General features: G+C 30.8%; 16 protein-coding genes. 5 read left to right on the top strand and 11 right to left on the bottom strand.

Going from position 1 to position 21,070, the window contains the following annotated elements; genetic code table 11:
- Positions 1-181 precede the first annotated feature (181 nt).
- The 7 genes from Ctaglu_RS01765 to Ctaglu_RS01735 all read right to left on the bottom strand — a co-directional run bounded on the left by Ctaglu_RS01765 (position 182) and on the right by Ctaglu_RS01735 (position 7,890).
- Positions 182-1,387, bottom strand: coding sequence for an IS701 family transposase (locus tag Ctaglu_RS01765; protein ID WP_124997458.1), 1,206 nt, complete (start codon positions 1,385-1,387; stop codon positions 182-184).
- 217 nt (positions 1,388-1,604) lie between these two features.
- Positions 1,605-3,068: an extracellular solute-binding protein gene (locus Ctaglu_RS01760; protein WP_124997456.1), complete on the bottom strand. Its 1,464-nt coding sequence runs from the start codon at positions 3,066-3,068 to the stop codon at positions 1,605-1,607.
- A gap of 48 nt (positions 3,069-3,116) precedes the next feature.
- The gene (locus Ctaglu_RS01755) at positions 3,117-3,998 is read right to left on the bottom strand and encodes a carbohydrate ABC transporter permease (RefSeq protein ID WP_124997454.1); all 882 of its coding nucleotides are present in this window, start codon (positions 3,996-3,998) and stop codon (positions 3,117-3,119) included.
- 10 nt (positions 3,999-4,008) lie between these two features.
- Positions 4,009-4,938 carry an ABC transporter permease gene (locus tag Ctaglu_RS01750; RefSeq protein WP_226100503.1) on the bottom strand — a complete coding sequence of 310 codons (930 nt, stop codon included), beginning with the start codon at positions 4,936-4,938 and terminating at the stop codon, positions 4,009-4,011.
- Between the two features lie 188 nt (positions 4,939-5,126).
- A complete protein-coding gene (locus Ctaglu_RS01745; protein ID WP_124997453.1) occupies positions 5,127-5,570 on the bottom strand; it encodes a tellurite resistance TerB family protein in 444 nt (147 codons plus the stop codon).
- Positions 5,571-5,741: 171 nt separating this feature from the next.
- Positions 5,742-7,184: a flavocytochrome c gene (locus Ctaglu_RS01740; protein WP_124997451.1), complete on the bottom strand. Its 1,443-nt coding sequence runs from the start codon at positions 7,182-7,184 to the stop codon at positions 5,742-5,744.
- Positions 7,185-7,290: 106 nt separating this feature from the next.
- On the bottom strand, positions 7,291-7,890 hold the full coding sequence (locus Ctaglu_RS01735) for a sugar O-acetyltransferase (RefSeq protein WP_124997449.1): 600 nt from the start codon (positions 7,888-7,890) through the stop codon (positions 7,291-7,293).
- 255 nt (positions 7,891-8,145) lie between these two features.
- Here Ctaglu_RS01735 and Ctaglu_RS01730 point away from each other — a divergent pair, with 255 nt between their 5' ends.
- The 5 genes from Ctaglu_RS01730 (at position 8,146) to Ctaglu_RS01710 (ending at position 14,245) form a co-directional block, all read left to right on the top strand.
- The gene (locus tag Ctaglu_RS01730; RefSeq protein ID WP_124997447.1) at positions 8,146-9,342 is read left to right on the top strand and encodes a DNRLRE domain-containing protein; all 1,197 of its coding nucleotides are present in this window, start codon (positions 8,146-8,148) and stop codon (positions 9,340-9,342) included.
- Positions 9,343-9,554: 212 nt separating this feature from the next.
- Positions 9,555-10,382 (top strand): DNRLRE domain-containing protein, encoded by an 828-nt coding sequence (locus Ctaglu_RS01725; protein WP_124997445.1) that lies wholly within the window; start codon positions 9,555-9,557, stop codon positions 10,380-10,382.
- A 329-nt stretch (positions 10,383-10,711) separates the two neighbouring features.
- A complete protein-coding gene (locus Ctaglu_RS01720) occupies positions 10,712-12,100 on the top strand; it encodes an NDP-hexose 2,3-dehydratase family protein (protein ID WP_124997443.1) in 1,389 nt (462 codons plus the stop codon).
- Between the two features lies 1 nt (position 12,101).
- Positions 12,102-13,142 (top strand): Gfo/Idh/MocA family protein, encoded by a 1,041-nt coding sequence (locus tag Ctaglu_RS01715; protein WP_233439654.1) that lies wholly within the window; start codon positions 12,102-12,104, stop codon positions 13,140-13,142.
- Positions 13,139-14,245 carry a DegT/DnrJ/EryC1/StrS family aminotransferase gene (locus Ctaglu_RS01710; protein WP_124997441.1) on the top strand — a complete coding sequence of 369 codons (1,107 nt, stop codon included), beginning with the start codon at positions 13,139-13,141 and terminating at the stop codon, positions 14,243-14,245. Before Ctaglu_RS01715 ends, Ctaglu_RS01710 begins: the two co-directional genes overlap by 4 nt.
- A gap of 203 nt (positions 14,246-14,448) precedes the next feature.
- Here the strand turns inward: Ctaglu_RS01710 and Ctaglu_RS01705 are convergent, their stop codons facing one another.
- The 4 genes from Ctaglu_RS01705 to Ctaglu_RS01690 form a co-directional block, all read right to left on the bottom strand.
- On the bottom strand, positions 14,449-16,062 hold the full coding sequence (locus Ctaglu_RS01705) for a glycosyltransferase (RefSeq protein WP_124997439.1): 1,614 nt from the start codon (positions 16,060-16,062) through the stop codon (positions 14,449-14,451).
- A gap of 234 nt (positions 16,063-16,296) precedes the next feature.
- Positions 16,297-16,992, bottom strand: a complete 696-nt coding sequence (locus tag Ctaglu_RS01700; protein WP_124997437.1) for an acetyltransferase — start codon at positions 16,990-16,992, stop codon at positions 16,297-16,299.
- A gap of 76 nt (positions 16,993-17,068) precedes the next feature.
- Positions 17,069-19,786: a glycosyltransferase gene (locus Ctaglu_RS01695; RefSeq protein ID WP_124997435.1), complete on the bottom strand. Its 2,718-nt coding sequence runs from the start codon at positions 19,784-19,786 to the stop codon at positions 17,069-17,071.
- 142 nt (positions 19,787-19,928) lie between these two features.
- Complete coding sequence (locus Ctaglu_RS01690) at positions 19,929-21,035, bottom strand: glycosyltransferase (protein ID WP_124997433.1); 1,107 nt, start codon at positions 21,033-21,035, stop codon at positions 19,929-19,931.
- Positions 21,036-21,070: the final 35 nt, after the last annotated feature.

Raw genomic sequence — 21,070 nt, 5'->3', positions numbered from 1 at the left:
TACGTGTAGGATAACTTTCCCCTGTGCCGCTAGGTGTACATAGGCACACTCACCATTTGAAACATTTTACCATATTAGGTTCAGTTTGCATAGTCTTGCAATAAATTTATTATTTATATTTGTACTATAAATGAGCGAATTTACTAACATATTATTCCATTTAAAATCAATGTCAACTATCCTAAGCTATCTTTAATGTTTTAAAGATAGCTTCAAGAGGAGTTCCTAATTCGGCTTGTTTAAAAATCCAAGACACTCGTTCCTTCTGAGATTGGTTCCTTGCGCTTTTAATTCCAACGTTGAAATTCAACGTACCATTACTTACCTCTAATTCACAGTATACGTAAGTAATCATTAGTAACAAGAAGTATCTATTAATACTACGATTACTTCTTACTTGATAATGATTTAAACCAAGATGTTTTTTAGTTTCTCTGAAGAAGGTTTCAATTGGCCATCTATGTTTATAGTGATTTAGAAGTTCTTCAGTTGTAATAATTGTATCTAGACTTATGAATGCTCTTAAACAACCAGGCTTGAAAAGAGCTTCCTTAGGCCAACAAAGGGCTATCAAAGAATCCTTGGCGTCATTAAGTTTGCCCCTATATGTGTAGACATAATATTCATTATTGCCGACTTTGACTAGGTCAACATCATCCTTAGTTAATATCTCGCACATATGGTTAAGCTTAATTCCAAGTTTTTCACGACCTTTTGGATATATTACTCTATTTGTTCTTAGGCCACCAATATAGGCGTAGCCTGACTCTTTGGAAACAGCAAACAATTTTTTATTACTATACCAACTATCACATAAAACATAACCTTTACTTACTGGTTGGGGTAAGGATTTTATAAACTGAATTGCCATTTGGATTTTACTCATATTTTCTTTGTTGTATATCGCCATAGTATATGGCAGCACAAGAGTATCGCACAATAACATAACTGTAACTAATTGATGACCATAAACTGTTTTACCTTTTAAATGAGAATGGTGGAATCCACATTTTTCAGTAGGTTTCTTTGCCTTTGACGAGGGCACAGTCTTCTCTGAAATAGTGTCATCTATTACAATATAAATAGGACTTCCAGTTGTTTTAGACATCTCCCATATTCTCATAAGCACACGTTTTTTTAGAGCTTTTTCAACGAAGTCTTCGTCCCATGGACTCTCCGATAAAAACTTTCCAATATTAGTCCTATGCCTAACCGGCATAAAATCTGAAACGTCAGTTACTTTTCCACAGTAGCCTTTTGTCACCATAGAATTTATAAATAATATCAGATGATGAATTTGAGGCGTTGTGAGATAAAGAGTTATTTTTAATTCAATTAAAAATTTGTATATTGCCGATGATTTTGTTACAATTGAGTTGTTAAACATTTATGTTTTCTCCTTAGTTATGTTTTGTGTAGTGACTTAATTATAACAGGAGAATGCATATATGTTTTTCTTTTTTTGTTTTATGGGAATTAATGGAGACGTTTTCGCTCATTTATAGTTTGTATAACTATAGTTTCAAATACACAGCCAGCCATATGTTCGAATAAAAATGATGGGGAGTATACCTATGCTAATATAGTACATTAGTCGACTACAATTACTTTAATACTTCATTTGCATGTTTAGTTATATCTTCTCCACCATTTTCATACCACTGCGTTACAAACTTATCAAAATCACTTATAGGACGTTTTCCTGTAATTATATCTGCTGAATATTCTTTATATAAGTTATTTATAGAATCCCATTTAACAGAAAGTTCTTCTGGGATTATAAAATTAATATCTTCAGTATAAAGCTTATTAACATCTTCTAGTGACTTAGTTCCTGCAGCTCCAAGTAGCGGTTTTGCAAGTTCTTTTCCTAGTGAAATTTTTGAAGGCTCCCAAAATTTCGCATACCATTCTTGTGATTTTTCAGTTAACTGGATTTTATTATCTTTAATTACATAATGCTCACCTTCAAAACCTAAACGATCTATCATTTGACCTTTTTCACTAGCTAAAAAATCTAGAATTTTAAAGGAAATATCTTTATTTTTAGATGTAGAAGAAATAGCTATACCTCTATTTTCTTTAGAAACATCTATAGGTAAATATCCTTGAGCTTTTCCCTTTGCCGGTGGTAAAACTGTAAGTCCTGTAGCATTTCCATTAGCCTTTTTGATTTTACCCTCATAAATATCTATAACTTTTCCTGCTGTTCCAGCTATTATAGCAGCTTGATTTTCATAAAAAGCCTTTTCCTTTGTGTCCCATTTTTTAGTTAAGAATTCTGGATCTAGTATTCCTTCTTTATAAAGTTTATTATAAAAAGTTAACTTTTCTTTTTCATTGTTAGAAACTTTATTAAAAATATATTTACCATTTTTATCTTTAATCCAAGTGGATTTATTTCCAAAAGCTTGGTCAAATATTTCATCAATCTCTAAAGTATTCCCAGCAGCTGTTAATGCATAGGCTGGCGATCCTTTCCCACCTAAATTAGAATCTTTTAATTGTTTTAAAAATGCATAATAATTATCTATAGTAGGATCTTCCATGAGCTTTTTAGATGTACTTAATTTATTGAACCAATCACTTCTCATTACTGGCACCTTTGATGCAAGAGGTTTAATCCATAATAAGTAAGGATAGTTTGCGAGTCTCTTTTTATTTTGTTGTTCTAAATTAGCTTTTATATACTTAGATTTTTTTATATATGGTGTTAAGTCCTCCAGTAATCCTTGCTGAGATATCTGTTGGTCTCCTCCTTGGAAGTATATGATATCAGGAATATCTTTACCAAGTAACTTTAAGTTTAATTTTTCAGCGTAGTTACCTGAAGGCATTTCTTCAAGTTTAATCTGAACTTTTGTTCCCTCCTGCGCTAAGCCTTTTTCTATAAGTCCTATATATTTTTGAGCTATAGGATCTTTGGGACTTACATCTTTCATCACCATTCTCACCACTATTGGCTCAATCAAGTTATTTTTACCCACCTCATCATCGGTTTTTGGTTTGCATGATACTAAACTCAGCGTACTTATAATTACAAGCATCAAAGCTATTGACTTTTTCATAATATCACCCCTAAGATTATTTTTTAAAAATACTATTTATTAAAACAGCTACTCCTTAACTCCTCCTTCCATTGTTCCCTTGGTGTAATTTTTAAGTATAAATGGATATATTAAAAGTATAGGAACTATTGCAATCATTATAGTTCCTGCTTGTAATGCCTTATAACTTAGCTGAGATGCCTTATCAAAAGATAGTAGACTATTGGCCCCCAGCATTGATGTGGTATCATTTAACACCACAAACTGCCGAAGCACTAATTGCAATGGCCATTTAGCCGAATCATTTAAGTATATTGATGCTCTAAAATATTCATTCCAGTGAAAAACCCCATAAAACAAACCTATAGTTGCAATGGAAGACTTCGAAAGCGGAATTAATATTTTAAATAGAACAGTTAAATGTCCTGCACCATCTACCCTTGCTGCATCAATAAGTGCTTCTGGCACCTCTTCAAAAAATCTCATAAGTATAATTAAATAATATACATTTAGTGCCTTATATAAAATTACTGAAGAGTAAGTATCTAAAAGTCCTATGCTTTTAATTAGTAGATATTCTGGAATTAATCCTGGTTCAAATACCATAACAATTATTAAAATCACCATAAAGAATTTTTTCCCCACAAGACCTGGCCTTGTAAGTGCATAAGCTGCCATTATTGTTAAAGCTAAATTTAACGCAGTGCCTATTACAGTTATAAATACTGAGTTAAAAAGACTTTTCATAATCTGAGGATTAGAAAATAAAACTCTATAATTATCAAAAGAAAATCCCTTAGGAATAATGGTAAGCCCTGTAACTTCTTTTACGCGAGCAGGATCTGTTAATGATAGTGCTAGTAAATTCACAATTGGTATAAGCATAGTTAAAGTAACAATAAACAGTAATATATAAAAGATGAAGCGACCTAAATTTTTTTTATTTTTCATATCATTCACCCTACCATAACCCTTTCCCAGATATTTTTTTAGCCAAAAAGTGTGTGGTAAAGATCAACATAATTCCAATTACACCTTTAAATAAACTTGCAGCTGTAGCGAAAGCATACTGACCATTTATTAATCCTATCCTATAAACATAGGTATCAAGTATATCAATTACACTTATAACCGAATCATTCATAAAATTAAAAACTTGATCAAAGCCTGCATTCATAAAAAATCCTAAATTTAAAATAAATACTGTAACTATTGTTGTTGTAAGTTCTGGTATTGTAATATGTATCATCTCGTCAAACCTAGATGCACCATCTATTCTTGCAGATTCATATAAGGCAGGACTTATCCTCATTATAGCAGCTAAATATATTATTGAATCCCATCCCGCACTTCTCCACATTTCTGAAAAAACCAGGACCCATCTTATATATCCTTTGCTTGTCATAAAATCAATAGAGGGTACATTAAATATGTTCAAGATATTATTTACTCCCCCATTTGTTTGCGATAATAACTTAATCCATATACCTGTAATTACCACCCAAGAAAGAAAGTGTGGTAAATATACTACTGATTGTACATATTTTCTAAACTTTATTGATTTTACTTCACTTATAAGTAAAGAGAAAATTATTGGTATTGGAAAGAAAAATACTATTTTCATAGTGCTTATTATTATAGTATTTTTAAGAACATGAAAAAAACTAGCAGAACTGAATAGTGTTTTAAAATGCTTTAAGCCTACAAAAACATTATCTCCTATGATTCTATAATCTTGAAATGCCAGGGACATACCCGCTAAAGGTATTAAATGAAATATTATAAAATATATAAGTGGTAGTAAAAGCATTAGATATAGTACTCTATCTTCTTTTATTTTTTTCCACTTTGCTTTTAATTTATGTTTATCCTTTATTTTCGCCTTCTCCAATTGATTCCTCCCCTACTCTTTACACTTCTACTTTACTTTGTCGTTAAGCCTCTAATTTAGCATATCTATCCATATTTTATCATTGACCTCAATATATTACCAACCTTTTTTATAAACATCCCTTAATTTAACAAAAAAACCTATAGAACATTTTATTGTCCTATAGGTTTGCATTTATGTACCTATTATTAAAGTTTAAAATCTGCTGGATTCACACCAAGGTTTGAGCACATTTCTCTAACCAAAGCAATTTCATCTTTGTCAAAAGTTCCATCTGCAGCGCCTATTGAGCAACATACTGCTACTAATGTTTTTGCTGCATCCGGTTTACTTTTCATTTTAGTAATTGCCTTCATGGCTTCTGCCTTTCCAACATTATAATCAAATGCAAACATATCTGCATAATGATTAAATCTGGTTAATACATCATTTAATTTAAAAACTTTTAATGACTCATTAAGATTAATGTACCCTACCATCTTTTGTTTTTCGTCTGAGCTTATATCTCCATCAGCACTTGCAATAAGTGCACAACCTGCTGCTATCGCTTCCATAAAATCTTTGTTTGCAAATTGCTTAATTCCTGCTTGTGTTTTATCCTTCTGCTCTCTTAACCAATCACCAATTCCCATAATTAACACTCCTTAAACTTTTTTATATTAATAAATTTTACTCAATCTTTATTTTACAAGTGTCTTGAATATAATTCACCTACACTTCTTATATTCTCCATTTATTAGAATTCTCCTGTAAATTTCAAAGATTTAATAAATTCTTCACAAATATAATTTTGTTAATTTTTTTTAACTTAACTTTTTAGCTGCATTTTTACCTGCTATTCTTCCAAATACAAGACATTCTGTTATTGCACAACTTCCTAGGCGACTAGCACCATGAATCCCACCAGTAATCTCGCCAGCTGCATATAATCCCTCTAGAACTTTACCCTCTAAATCTATTACCTGTCCCAATACATTTATCCTTATACCTCCCATAGTATAATGTACTTTTGGCCATAAGCGGATTCCATAAAAAGGTGTTTGCATTATTGGCTTCGCATTGTCAATTATGGGTTTGCCAAAACATTTATCCCTTCCTTCTTCAAAACTCTTATTAAAAACGTTAAGAGATTCTTCAAGATTTTCATATGAAACATTATAAAAAACTGCAAACTCTTTAATTGTATTGAATTTTTTTACAACACCTTTTTTAAGACATTTCTCTATGCTCCAGCCAGATTCACTAACTGCCTTTGAATCTGCAATCCCTACACAGGGATGACCTACTGAAAGAATTTTATCTGAAAGTGTTTTACGATCTGCAAGTTCGTTTATAAAACGTCCACCTGTAACAGGATCAACAATAATGCCATATTGAAATAATATATACTCCGAAAATTCTGGTCCATGCCCATAACCTTTTTCATCAGGCGAGGCCCATGGTCCAAGCTGAACATGAGACAATTGCACAGGAGTGGCACCTATCCTCAGTGCTTCCTTAAGTGCCTGTGCAGTTGCAAAGGGCTTATTTGTAGTATCAATTTTTTCTGTAAGCCGTGGATCTTGTGCCATTCTAAATTCAATATCACTAGAAAAACCACCTGCTGCAAGAATTACCCCTTTTTCTGCTTTTATATATATATCCCGTCCACTATCAGGGTTTTTATAATCATAGTTTTCTCTAACAATAACACCACATACTCTTCCCTCTGAGTCTTGAATAAAACTTTTAAAGTACATCTGTAGTCTAACCGACGTGCCTAACTCTTCTACTTTTTCTTTTAATTTTTTAATGATAGTTGCACCAGAAATGTTTTTGGCAGTATAACAACGTGGCACGCAGTGCCCTCCGAACTGATCAACCCTATCAAGATATTCAACACCTAAATATTCCTGTGACCATTCAAAAGCATCATTTGCATTATCCACCACAACTCGTACAAGTTCAGGGTAATTGATTAAATCACCAGCATTGAGCATATCTGCATACATCATGTCTTTAGAATCATTTATATTGAATTTTTTTTGAAGCTTAGTTTCAGAAGCAGCAATTCCTCCATCACTTATAATTGAATTACCACCAATTGCCTTCATTTTTTCAAGAATAATAACAGATGTGCCAGCATTACGAGCTTCTATAGCTGCAGTTAACCCAGCAAACCCACTTCCTATTACAACGATATCAGTTACTTCATCCCAACTGTTTGATTTATCAGGAAAAGATAGAGTGTTTTTATTTTTGTTCATAATTTTAAAAATCTCCTTTATTTGTAACCCTTAGTTATTAATAAAATTGAGTATAATCTTTTAAACAGATTATACTCAACTTTATTGTTAACACCATATATCTAAATTAATCATTAAATTTCAATTTTTTAAAATAGTATTTCTTATCTTCCTCTGTAACTTCTCCTATTACTTTACAAGGATTACCAACAGCTATAGAATTAGGCGGAATATCTTTAGTTACAACACTACCAGAACCAATAACTACATTATCACCAATTGTAACTCCTGGATTCACTATAACACCGCCACCTAACCAAACATTATTCCCTATATTAATTGGAAAGGCATATTCAAGTCCTGCATTTCGTGGTTCAAAATGAATAGGATGGCCTGCTGTAAAAAGGCTTACGTTTGGTGCAAACATAACATTATCACCAATTGTAACCTTAGCACAATCTAAAATAGTGCAATTGTAATTGCTATAAAAATTTTCTCCGATAGAAATATTATACCCATAATCACATCGAAATGGCGGTTCTATATAAAAATCATTTCGGACTACACCTAGTAATTTTTTTAGAATTTCATTTCGCTTATTCCCTTCGCTTGGGCGTAGGGTGTTATAGTCAAATATCATTTCTTTTGCAGCTTGGCGTTCAGATGATAATTCTTCTCCAGATGCTTTATATGGCTTTCCACTTATCATTTTTTCTTTTTCTGTCATAAACTAATACCTTCCTCTCTATATTATAAATTACCCTCCACATTATATAATGACTCCTTGTGATTTTATAAAATTTTCAATTAACTTTAATAATAGTATACCATCAAATTAGATATTGGAAACGCTGAAAGAACTGAGACTTTTTTAAAATTAGCATTTATGGACAACATTTCTACTTATACCTCATATAATATATCGATAACAAGCACAAAAGATATTAAATAATTAATTTATTTTTAAAAAGGAGATTTTGTTATGGCTACAACAAATATTATTTATGATAATAGAGATGCTTTTATTTCTGCAGCTGTAGGTTCTACTACCTTAAATTTCGGTAAAGATTCTGCTTTATTTACTGGTAAGGTTGGCACAGCTGCTCATAAAGCTTTGCTTTATTTTGACCTTTCAACAATACCAGCAAATGCTACAATTACTTCTGCTAAATTATATCTTTATGTATTTAGAAATGATAATACTGCTGATGCAACTGCTGATATTAAACAGCTTACTAGTAATTTCTATGAATATAAAGTAACAAACGCTAATGCACCAACTTCATCCGTTCTAGTCTCAGGAGATACTACCCAAAAAACTATTGCAACTACAGACGTTGGAACAGTTATTTCTTTTGACAATTTAACCAAAACCGTTGCAGCTTGGTATGCTGACGAAAGCACAAATCATGGCTTTGAAATTTCCGGTCCAAGTGCTGATAATTCCACTATCGGTTTTTGGAGTAGAGAATATAGTGAAACTGAACTATGTCCAAACCTCGAAATTGAATATACTGTAACTGCTGATATACCTGGTATTGAAACCATAGTAATCCCACAACAAATTCAACCACTCCAATCAGGTGCTGAAACAACTATATATGGTATATCAAATGATATCTTCTTCAATTATTTAGTTGACAATGATGAAGCAGACTTTGTGTATGTAACAGTTAAAGCTTGTGATACTAGAACTGGAACTTTTGAAAATATAGGTAGTGAAATATCCGTTGCTTCTGGTACAAAAAGCGCCGTTGAAGTATCACCAATTAAAAAATATGTAAAATTATCAGTTAGAGGAACTGGCTTTGGTACAACTAACACAATAAATGCAACTGCTGTTTATAAGACTTTTGCTAATATGGTACCCTCCAGAGTAAATAGTGGAGCAGTTCCTTCAACTGGTGTTACAATGATATTAACAATGACTAAATTATTGAGTGGAACAACTGCAGCTACTGGTGCATTTGCTATTACTAGCTCAGGAACAGCTCCTACTGTAACTGCTGCTACAGTTTCAGGGACAACTGTAACACTCACATTAAGTGCAGCTATAAAAACTGGTGAAACAATATCTCTCACCTATACAGCAACAGGAACCAATGATCTAACAGGTTTAAATGGTGAAGTAAATAACTTTGCTAAACAAACAATAACAAATAGCAGCTCACAACCATAGTTAAACCAAATGTTTAACTAACTATTGTTCTCTCTTTTAATGATTTAAAACTCAGTGAAAGCAATAAGCTTTCACTGAGATTTTATAATGTATTACATATAATAAATATTAAAATCATATTAAATATAACAACCCTATTTTATAAAATTCATATTTTTGTTTTTTCACAAAATACTCTAGCATAATTAAAACATAAAACTAGGAGGACAGGTATGAGTACTGAAGTAATATTAATTGCAGCTGCAGATACCTGCATTTGTAAATATTATAACAATTGTAATTTTGGGCATTCTGAAGAGCTCTTTATAGGCAATTTTTCTAATAATTGTTGTCTATATAGATCTCTATTAAGGTTTGACCTATCTTCTCTTTCAAAAAACATGATTATTTCTAGGGCTATTTTAAAGTTATTTTTATATGAAAAAAATTATTGTGGCACTCAAAAAATCATTGCTTATCCTCTAAAAAATAGTTTTAATGAAGATTCCGTGGATTGGAATACAGAATTAAAAACTCAGCCTATCTCAACCTCTGAATATATAATGGATACTCAAATAAATAATTATATTGAAATTGATATGACTACTTTTGTTTTTTCATGGTATAAAAATATTTTTCCTAACTACGGTATTGAGTTATTAGCTACTGAAGATTCGCCATCACTTATTAGATTTAGAAGCAGAGAATATTTTAATTTGTCACAATGTCCCCAATTAGTAATAACATACGATAATATTAGTTCTCATGTAATAGATCTTCCAAGTGTTAGGGCTAGCGAAATTGGAACCCCTTCTTTTTTTGTAAATACCAATTTTCAGTCAGGTATAACTTTTTATATTACTAATAATGATAAATATTTCATAGTAGCTCAATTACAGATAAGTAATGATGGATTTATTTGGTTTAATGAAGGCGCCTCTTTAATTGTTGATGGTGGCTATGGTGAATCTCTTACAACTCATGCTATAAGTGAAAAGGTGCGTGTAGTTTTAAAAGGAGTTGGGATTATTGAAGCTGCATCTGTATATGCTACTGTTTAAATCATCTTTGAAAAAAATATATTATGAACGAAATAAAAATACTTATATTATCCTAACAACAGGATAATATAGGTATTTTTCATTATAAAATAATAGGTATAGTCTATACATTCTCTAGCCAAATAAAACCATTGTGAGTTCTTTGCTAAAAAACAATTTACCTTATTTGCAATTCATAGGTGTTCATATTAAATGTAAAACAATTGTAATTTTATTAACAATAATCACTAAATCAAATTTGTTTCATATGATATTACTACAAGTATACATACATATTACATTTTAGTGTGTAATTGTACCTTTTAATCTTATTGAGGAAGTGATTACTTGTGAGCAGTATATTTTATGATTTAATGATTTCATGGTTAACTAAGGAAGGTCTCCATTCAACTAAATCCTTGATAAAATGGATAGATGAAGAAAATTCTAGCCTTGAAGTTAAAATAAAAAGAATATATTTAGATGAAAGTAAATTTTGGTTTTATGATAAAGGTTATGGTAAAATAATTAACAAAAACAAAAGCTTTTTTTCAATATCTGGAATTCAGCAATATCAGAACGGTTCTCTGTTTATAGAGCAACCCATTATCATACAACAAGAAATAGGCTTTCTAGGTATTATTTGCAAACAAATTAATGGAGTGTTACATTTTTTAATGCAAGCTAAAATCGAACCAGGGAATATCAATAAAGTACAGTTGTCACCAACTATACAAGCAACAAAGAGTAATTTCATGCAAAAACATGGTGGTGAGAAACCTGCTTTTCTTGAATATTTTATAAAAGCAACACCACATCAAACACTTGTAGATCAATTACAATCTGAACAGTCTTCTCGATTTTTAAAAAAAAGAAATCGAAATGTTATTTTAATTGTGGATGCACCTATTATTGAACCACTTACTCATAGATGGATGACGCTAGGACAAATTAAACAATTTATGCGTCAGGATAATATAGTAAATATGGATACACGTACCGTTCTTTCTTGCATTCCTTTTTCACTAATGGATACGGATAACAACGAACTAAAAGAAATCGAAAACAAATGTAAGGATATAACTCTTTTACGTTCACTTACTGGCGTTGCCAATCAGCATATATTAACTGAAATATTTCACACTTTTAATAATCATAAGATGTTTAGCGACATAGAAACCATGTTAACAGATCTTTACAGTTTAAAACATTGGCATATGGAAGATAAAGCATTTGTCTGTGACAAACCATTTCCTTTCCATGTGATTTTCTGTGACATATGCATACAAGGACGTGAAGTTAGCAACTGGACACAACCACTTTTCGAGGCAACAGGCATTTCCACTTTTGGTTTAATATACTGTGTTGAAGATGGAATTAAGAAATTTTTGGTAAATGCAAAGTCGGAAATTGGTTGCTTTGATGGAGTAGAATTAGGCGCCACTATACAAGATGAAGGTATTGATGAAAGAGGTAAAGATGAGATTTCCATCTTGTTTTATAAAAAACTTTTTGCAAAGGAAGGTATTGCAGTTGATATATTGCTTTCTGAAGAGGGCGGACGCTTTTATCATGAACAAAACCGAAATGTAATTATAGAAATTCAAAAAAGTGAAATTTCATTGGATTTACCACATGGATATTTTTGGTGTGATTATAAAACACTTAATACACTTGTACAAATAAATAATTGCTTAAATATACAATTGCGAAATCTACTTTCATTGCTGGAGGTTTAAAATGAATAAATTAAGAATAGGTATATTAGGACCATCAGATATTGCTCTTCGTAGGTTTTTACCAGCACTAAAATCAAGTAGATGCTTTGTGTATGAAGGTGTGGCAATTGCAAAACCTCATGAACGAAATCAATTTTTTGATGACCAAGACTTAAGCATGGTGCTCAAAAAATCACAAGCAAGGGCAGAGAATTTCAGAAGAGAATTTGAAGGTAGAATTTTTAATAGTTATCAAGACCTGCTATCTTCAGATAACATTGAAGCGGTATATATTCCCTTGCCCCCAGCTTTACATTATGTTTGGGCTAAAAAAGCTTTGGAGTATGGAAAGCATGTATTGTTGGAAAAACCTTTTACAACGAATTTAGAAGATACAAAGAAGTTGCTTAGAATAGCAGATCAAAAACAATTAGCCCTACATGAAAACTACGCATTTTGTTATCATACGCAGATAAATAAAATTTTTGAATTGATTGATAATAGAGAAATCGGAGAAATTAGGCAAATTAGAGTTGCTTTTGGATTCCCCTATAGAGGCGCTACAGATTTTAGATATGACAAAAATCTCGGTGGAGGAGCTTTACTCGATTGCGGTGGTTATCCTATAAAATTGTCTACATTGCTTCTAGGTAAAACAACACGAATAATGACAGCTACTTTAAATATGGCAAAAGAACAAAATATAGATGTATTTGGAAGTGCAACTTTAGAAAATGATGCGCATATTACCGCTCAAGTTTCATTTGGGATGGATAATTCATATAAATGTGAAATGGAAATATGGGGAAGTGAGGGTTGCATTTATGCTCCAAGAATTTTTACTACACCTGCAAACTTTAAACCTACAGTATTACTGAAAAAGCAAGAAGATAGAGTATTTAAGATTGATATGAATGACCAATTTTTAGGATCTATTAATCATTTCTATGATTGTATAGTAGACAATGTTGTACGCATAGAATCATACGGTAAAATAGAAATGCAAGGTAGGCAAATTGATGATATTTTTAAAATAGCTAGAAATAGGGGGGTGAATATATGAATTTAAAATCAATACCAGTTGTTAAGCCATCAATGCCACCTTATCAAGAGTATATTAGTGAGATAAAAGATATGTGGGATACTAGATGGCTAACTCATACCGGACCAAAACACCAAGCTTTAGAGAAGCGATTAGGTGAATATCTACAAGTAGCTAATATTGCATTATTTGCCAATGGACATCTCGCACTTGAACTTGCTATTCAAGCACTAGATTTGTCTGGCGAAATAATAACTACACCCTTTACCTTCGCTTCTACTACTCAGGCTATTGTGCATAATAGATTAACTCCTGTATTTTGTGATATAAATGAAGATGACTATACAATTGATGTGAGCAAAATTGAGGCACTTATAACTGAAAAAACCTCAGCGATAATGCCTGTTCATGTTTATGGTAATATTTGTGATGTTTATGCAATTGATGCAATAGCAAAAAAATATAATCTAAAGGTTATATATGATGCTGCACATGCCTTTGGTATAAAGCTAAACGGTACTGCAATTGGAAATTTTGGGGACATGTCAATGTTTAGTTTTCATGCTACGAAGGTTTTTCATACAGTTGAAGGTGGTGGCTTGACATACAGTGATTCAAAGTACTCTTCTATATTTGCAAAACTCCGTCAGTTTGGAATGGATGGTCAAGAATTCGTACCTATCATTGGAACCAATGCTAAAATGACTGAAATGCATGCGGCTATGGGGCTTTGCAATATTAATCATATTAATGAGGAAATTGCAAAACGGAATTTAGTAATGAATAGATATCGCGAATTGCTGTCTTACGTGAAAGGCTTGAAGTTATGCGATTCGCAAAAGAATGTCACTCAAAATTATAGTTACTTTCCAGTGCTATTTGATAAAAAAGAATTTGGTAAGAATAGGGATGAGATTGCTGATTTGCTCCAACAGAATAATATATTTGCACGAAAATATTTTTACCCAATCACTAGTGACTTTGAAGCATATAATGGAATGTTTGAAATTCAAAAAACACCTGTTGCAAAAAGAATATCTGATAATATATTAACATTACCATTATATGCCGATTTAGATTTAGAAGATGTTAATATGATTTGTAATATTATTCTAAAAGGATAAACTATGTAGTATTCTATAGTTGAAAATTAGCTATTATGGCATGAATAATATAATTTTAGCTGGTTGAAATCTACACGTCTTTCCCCAATGATACTAACCACGTACTAAATTCAGTCAATTAATTACAGCTAAAACTTCTAATGTCGAAGTGCGCTAATAATTCAAATGCAACCAACAGCGCCTTCAACATTGAGTTTATATTATTAACCTCCCAATAATATAGTTATAAATTTAGTATAACATTTTATATATTCATCCCTAAGTTTCATTATCTCTTCATTATCTTTTAAGCTATGGTTATAGAGATTACTAAACATAATTAAATCTCCAGCATACTCCTTATACCAAGCCATAAGGCTTTCTAAAAGTTCTTTTCTATTTTTAATAAATACTTTATTTTCATAGGAAGAAATAATCATATTGAAAAAATCAATTGAAGCCCAACAAACTAAAATCTTATCATAGGAATTCTGAGAGTTATGAATTCTAAAATTGCTTAATTGTTCAGAAATATAAATCATGTTTCCTCTTCTTAATAAATTCAACCATAAAGCTATATCACTTAAACAATATATTTTATATTCATCATAATCAATGATGGTATTGTAAGTGTCATAAAAATCCACCACATTTCTCCTAAACATGGCAGTCGTTTCTTCACCAATATAGTTAATCATAGAAAAAAGGATCTTTCTTCCCGCCTCTTCTCCAGTTAAACGAGTATCATTAGAATATTGACATAGGGTTCTAAAACTATCGCTGAAATATTCACCATTTTCATTAATCATTCTTCTGTAGCTTGTTATAAGAGAGAGTGTATCGTCATAAAGGAAGTAATTAATCATCCTATCTATTTTATTTGAGTTGTAAAGGTCATCATGTAACAAATAGCTTATATACTCTCCTGATGATGCTTCAAAGCACTTTTGTTTATTAATCTTCCCTCTAAACCCACATGGTTCGCCATTATTAATATACTTAATTTTATTACTCTTAAGCATATATTTCTCTACTAACTCTTTTACATAACTCGTCGTACTGTCATCACATATAATAATTTCAATATTTCTATAACTTTGATTCAATGCAGAATCAAGAGCTTGTTTAAGATAGCAAGTTTGATTGTAAGTAGGTATCAATATACTAACTAATGGTAATATGTCTTTGGAATAATTGTCTAAAAATTTATTTCTATATTCTTCAAATCCATTTGTATTTACATATCCACAATCATGAATACACCATGCAACTTGCTGTTTGGGAACAACTACCTTAAATCCTTTGCGTATGAATTCAACACTTTGTGAAATATCATAAAAATGCCATCCATCAAATATGTCTTCTCTCCAAGGTAAATCATATTGTGTTATCATTATCAGTCCATCTATTCCTTTTAATTCAGTATACAAGTCTTTACCTTCATCAAATTTAAGTAATTCCATAGCTCCGCTATGACTGCTATAAACTTTTCCTACTCTACAATTATCTTCCCACCAAATTCCTGATACTGGAATAATTTTTGCACCTATCATACCTATAAGACCTATTTTTACATCTCTTTTGAACACATTTAATATATCAAAAATGAAATTTGTATTTTGTATATAAACATCCTGATGAAGGTAAACTTTATATTTAGAATCATTTTTCAACATAGCCAAATTATAAGCCGAGGTCATGCTTTTAGCATCTCTTATTGCTATTATTTCAATTTCCATACATTCAGGCACTTGAAGTTTTTTAATATATGATAAGCATTTCTGATATAAATCTTCATCATTTACGCAGGTAATAAACACCATCTTATTTTCTTTCATTTTACTTACCTTCCTCTCGTATAAATTTACTACCCTTAAATGAATATCACTAATCTTTTCTGCATATTCTTAGGACGAAAAATGTTATCCCATTTATTGTATGCAATAAGTTAAAAAGTGTACCTGCATAATTTTCAGTATGGAATAAGTCTGCCGCAATGCTAATATTAAAAATGAAAGACCCTCTGCATTAAAGCAGAAGGCCTTTCTTATAATCTACAATTAATCCTGAGCTTAGTTTATATCTGGAAGATTTATTTGTAATTCTAATACACCCTTTTGCTCAGAGTGAAATTTAATTGGTTTTGCAGGTATTCCCACCGCTGTACAATAATCTGGTATATCTTTCGTTACAACTGAACCAGCACCAATAATTGAATTTGTTCCTATACTTTTTCCTTGAATAATATTAGTACCTGTTCCAACTTCAACCATAGAATTAATATATACGTTACCCGATATATTTACACTTGGATTAATAGTACAATAATCAAGAATAATAGCATCATGGCCCAATGTACAATCTAGATTTATAATTACATGATTTCCAATTCTGATGTTAACAGTTGCAATTGTTCCTGCACATATAATGGTGCCCTCACCAATTTGTACTACATTAGAAATATTGACACTCGGATCAATAAGTGTAGCAAATTGTATATTTTTATTCTTACTAAGTCTTTCAATCCAACTTCTTTTCCCTATACTACTCCCAACAGCACAAACTGTATAAATTGGGTACCCAATACCATCAAACCAGCTCTCATCTCCAAGGACAGGATACTTATTAATAATTTTTTCTTTTAACTCAGGAGTGTTGTCAATAAATCCCATTATATTCCATTCTTTTTTCACCTTATTAATATTTTCAATCAACCATGCAACTTCACGTCCAAAGCCACCTGCTCCACATATAACGATGTTCTTCATTATTACACCAACTTTCATACTATAGAATTTTTATCTTGTATCTTAATTCCAGACTTCGGGAGAACTAATAACACCTTCAAAAATGTAGAAATGACTTTTCTATTTCATCTTTTAATATCTTAATCCTTGGAGCAATTTGGTATTCATAACCAAACAAGTAAAGCAACTTTTCCTGACAATTATCACCTATGTCTTTTATCAGCTTTGGATTTTTATAGTAATATTCTATAATTTCGCTTGCTTTTTTAGCATCATAGGGTATAATAACAATCTCTTTACCATTTACTATTCTGTCACCATTTAAATTTAATGAATCAGTACAAAATATTGCTGTTTTTCTAAGTCCCGCCTCCACACAAGAGCCTGTAGGAAATCCGTCAAAATTACCATAACTTAACTTTCCATGCATATTAGGCGAAAGAATAATATCTTTGTCTTTAAAAAAAGAATCAAAATTATCTATATTAAGTTTTCCGTAAAATGTTATGTGATTTTTTATATTTGATATATCAATATCATTTTCATCAAATCCACCCACCACATGAAAATGTATATTTACATACATACCGCAAAGAACTTTTGCTATGTCAATAAATACATCATATCCCTTGTGTTCGCCTTTTTTTCTGTACTTCTGTGCAACAAAGCATATATCAAAATTTTCCTTTTCGAATCCATACCTTATTTTGTTATATGATTTTGCTTTATTATATTCCATAAGAGGCATAACTCCACCAAAAATAAATTCAATTTTTTCAAGTGAACAAAATTTATTATTTATTAAATAATCATATGTAACCTGTTGGGTTACGATAACTTTTTTAAAGTAAGGAGATTCCATAAGTCTCTTAAGCCTTATGTCAGATTCAGAATTATTTAATGCAAAACCTCCGCCTGGATAAAGTGTAAAAACAAATGGGATATAATAATGCTCCATAATAGGCAATGCATTATATGCATTTGTTGGAAAAACAAAGTACATAAGCTTACATCCTATGGGCCTCCAGTAATCATACCTACACACTTTTCCTGAAAATCCAGGATAACTACGCTTATATTGAATAATCACCTCATCCACATTTAAATGTAGAAATTGCTCAATTGTTTGACCCGTTATCATTATTTTTGTATTCTCTATTTCTTCAAGATAGCTTGTAAACTCTTGATAACGAAATCCACTCATATCACAGGGAAAAATATCATCTATTATTACAAGATCAAGATTTTCAGAAAAATCACCATTGTTTTCTACAATGCAATTATTACGTTGTTTTGTATACTCTTTGTCATATATAAATTCCATATATCTGTTATATTCATCGATGTTCTTAATTATATCTTTCAACTGCTGCATACCACTCAAACTAGTCCATATACCACCAGAATGCTTTCTACAGATGGTCATTACATCAGGTATATAGCCAATATCTCCAAAGGTAGCACAAAACATATTAAGCATCCAATCACCTATGAACACTTCAAACAGCGAGTCAGGTAAAAGATCAATTATACGTCCATCGAAAAATGCACAACCTTGATTTCCAATAATGTTTACTTTTAAAACATCCTCAATATTATATACTCGTCTATTCAGATTACAATGAATTACTGATTCTTCAAAAAACCCCGTATTTTGCCAAAACACATAAGCCTGATTAAATGACATACAACATTCAGGATTATTTTTTAAAAAATCGATGTGATTTTTTACTCTACTTGGATTTATCCAATAATCATCTCCCTCACAGAATGAAACATAATCAAAGCCTTTAGTCATATTCACAAGTGAATGAAATGTTTTTACTACACCTTTATTTAGATCATTTCTTACACTTCTAATATTAAAATCTTTTAGCTTATTTCCATTTCGCTTAAGGTAATTACATATTTTATCATATGTACTATCTGTTGAACAATCATCAACTATAAAAACATTTTTGTTGAATTTTCCTTTTTGAAAAAAAATTCCATCAAGACATTTTTCAATATATTTTTCATGATTATATGTTAAAACCCCAATAGCTACGTTAGGAATTTTGGTATCAATGATTCCCTCATCTATTTCTTTGTTCATGTACAATAATTTCTTATATAAATAACTAAATTTTTTCTCCATTACTCTTGCTTTATCTAGATTTGTCTGAGTTCTTTCTGCTTTAAGCAGTATCGCAAAGCTATCACATTCAAATATTGGTATTAGCTCCGCTTTATATTTTTGATACACGACATTAACACTGTCCCAATTAATAACATCAAATACAACAACGCCAAAATCACTGACCATCGGAACATACTTTTCTGCATCCATAACCACATACTTTGTGTCATGGTTTCCATCTATATGAAGCATATTTATTACAGTTCTCTTTGACATCAGATCTTCCCAAGCACTTTCTGATGTCTTATTAATAATTTCACAATTTGAAGATAAACCCATAGCTTCTTTTTTTGCTAAAACCTCTTTATATATCATATTAAAATCAAGCTTATCAATAAACTCATTTATAGCAATGCGTTTTTCTTCTTCAACATCATACTCCCTTGCACACATATTATTGTATGGATCTATTCCAATGGCAACCCCTTTATTTTGCTTAATGATATATGCCAAAGGTAGCAGACATTTCCCTTTGTAAACACCAATTTCAACAAATGTTTTCATATCTTGATATTTAATAAGATATGCCATAAGAAATGTTTTATAAAAAGGACTCCCTCCTCCAAAATCCGAATCTATCTGTGAATAAATATCATAGTAATCCCAGAAAAATTCCTTATCTTCTTTAGGAATCATAATAAATTAAACCTCCTTCTTTCTCCTACCCTTAATTATCCTATCTTCATATTCGTAAGAAGAAAAATGTTCTCGCATTTATTATATTCAATCAATTTAAAAGTGTACCTCCATATAATCAAAAATATTAAATAGTTAAATTTTATAATTGGGTAAACTTAGTATTAATATTATTTATTAATATTAGCCCATCACCTTTTAGATGTTTTTTTATAAATATTGGAATTTTAAAGGATTCATTTAAATCTACTTCTATACTTGAAAAAATCATATAATCAAAAAATCTATCTTCATAAGCTAATTCACAATTATCAATGTTTCCAATAATAACCTTTGCAAAGGTTTTCGCTATTTCTCCAGCATTTTTATTTGATTCTATACCATATACATTAGCATTTTTAAAAATATTTTTTATTTCTAGTAAATTTGCACCACAGCCACAACCAATTTCTAATACGTTAAATTCTTCTGTCTTAGGTCTATTAATTAATTTAATTATTTCATAATTTATAGATTTACAATTTTCCCAACTAAATCCCCACTTTTTTTCAAACTTTTTTTGATTTATTTTTAGAATTTTAGAATACTCATATGGATTTTCACCAAAGGTAACATTACCATAATGATGTATAAAGGTATCCCTGCAAAGCATTAATCTATATTTAGCTTTTCTTATTCTTAAAGAATAATCGTCATCCTCAAAATTTCCTGGAGTAAATTCTTCATCAAGTAGCCCAATTTTTTCTATCACTTCTCTTTTAATAGCTATACAAAACCCAATTAACTTTAACCGTTCCTCCCATTTATTTTCATCAGAGATATTATATTTTTCTGCAAAACATATCATTTCTTCTAGGGTATTATATTCTACACTTATTTGCTGATAATAAGGACACCTATTAGCAACTGCTCCAACTGCACCTATATCTTCGAAGCTATATAAGCACTTATTTAAATTCATAAGCCAATTTGGAGTAACCACCACATCGTTATTTAAAAGTAGAATATTATCTCCATCAGCAATATTTATTCCTTGATTACACCCTTTTGGAAAACCAACATTTTCTTCATTAAGTATTGTTTTTATGTCTCGCTGATTATTTAGCCAATCAACGGTTCCATCAGTAGAATGGTTATCTACTACAATAATTTCATAATTATTTTTATCCGTATATTTTCTTATGCTTTCAATACAAAGTTTTATATATTTAAGTTTATTGTAAGTTAAAACTACTATACTTGTAATCATACTGTTCCTCCAACCTAAAGATTATTCTTAATGGA

Source organism: Clostridium tagluense, assembly GCF_003865095.1.
Taxonomy (GTDB): domain Bacteria; phylum Bacillota; class Clostridia; order Clostridiales; family Clostridiaceae; genus Clostridium_AD; species Clostridium_AD tagluense.
Note: the sequence above shows the minus strand (reverse complement) of the source record. Positions and strands in the feature narration are given on the sequence as shown.

Bases quoted from the DNA above. Each gene is read 5' to 3' on its own strand.
- Ctaglu_RS01760 (WP_124997456.1), bottom strand. From the start codon at position 3,068: ATGAAAAAGTCAATAGCTTTGATGCTTGTAATTATAAGTACGCTGAGT.
- Ctaglu_RS01730 (WP_124997447.1), top strand. From the start codon at position 8,146: ATGGCTACAACAAATATTATTTATGATAATAGAGATGCTTTTATTTCT.
- Ctaglu_RS01755 (WP_124997454.1), bottom strand. From the start codon at position 3,998: ATGAAAAATAAAAAAAATTTAGGTCGCTTCATCTTTTATATATTACTG.
- Ctaglu_RS01710 (WP_124997441.1), top strand. From the start codon at position 13,139: ATGAATTTAAAATCAATACCAGTTGTTAAGCCATCAATGCCACCTTAT.
- Ctaglu_RS01725 (WP_124997445.1), top strand. From the start codon at position 9,555: ATGAGTACTGAAGTAATATTAATTGCAGCTGCAGATACCTGCATTTGT.
- Ctaglu_RS01735 (WP_124997449.1), bottom strand. From the start codon at position 7,890: ATGACAGAAAAAGAAAAAATGATAAGTGGAAAGCCATATAAAGCATCT.
- Ctaglu_RS01765 (WP_124997458.1), bottom strand. From the start codon at position 1,387: ATGTTTAACAACTCAATTGTAACAAAATCATCGGCAATATACAAATTT.
- Ctaglu_RS01715 (WP_233439654.1), top strand. From the start codon at position 12,102: ATGAATAAATTAAGAATAGGTATATTAGGACCATCAGATATTGCTCTT.
- Ctaglu_RS01745 (WP_124997453.1), bottom strand. From the start codon at position 5,570: ATGGGAATTGGTGATTGGTTAAGAGAGCAGAAGGATAAAACACAAGCA.
- Ctaglu_RS01700 (WP_124997437.1), bottom strand. From the start codon at position 16,992: ATGAAGAACATCGTTATATGTGGAGCAGGTGGCTTTGGACGTGAAGTT.
- Ctaglu_RS01705 (WP_124997439.1), bottom strand. From the start codon at position 16,062: ATGAAAGAAAATAAGATGGTGTTTATTACCTGCGTAAATGATGAAGAT.
- Ctaglu_RS01690 (WP_124997433.1), bottom strand. From the start codon at position 21,035: ATGATTACAAGTATAGTAGTTTTAACTTACAATAAACTTAAATATATA.
- Ctaglu_RS01740 (WP_124997451.1), bottom strand. From the start codon at position 7,184: ATGAACAAAAATAAAAACACTCTATCTTTTCCTGATAAATCAAACAGT.
- Ctaglu_RS01695 (WP_124997435.1), bottom strand. From the start codon at position 19,786: ATGATTCCTAAAGAAGATAAGGAATTTTTCTGGGATTACTATGATATT.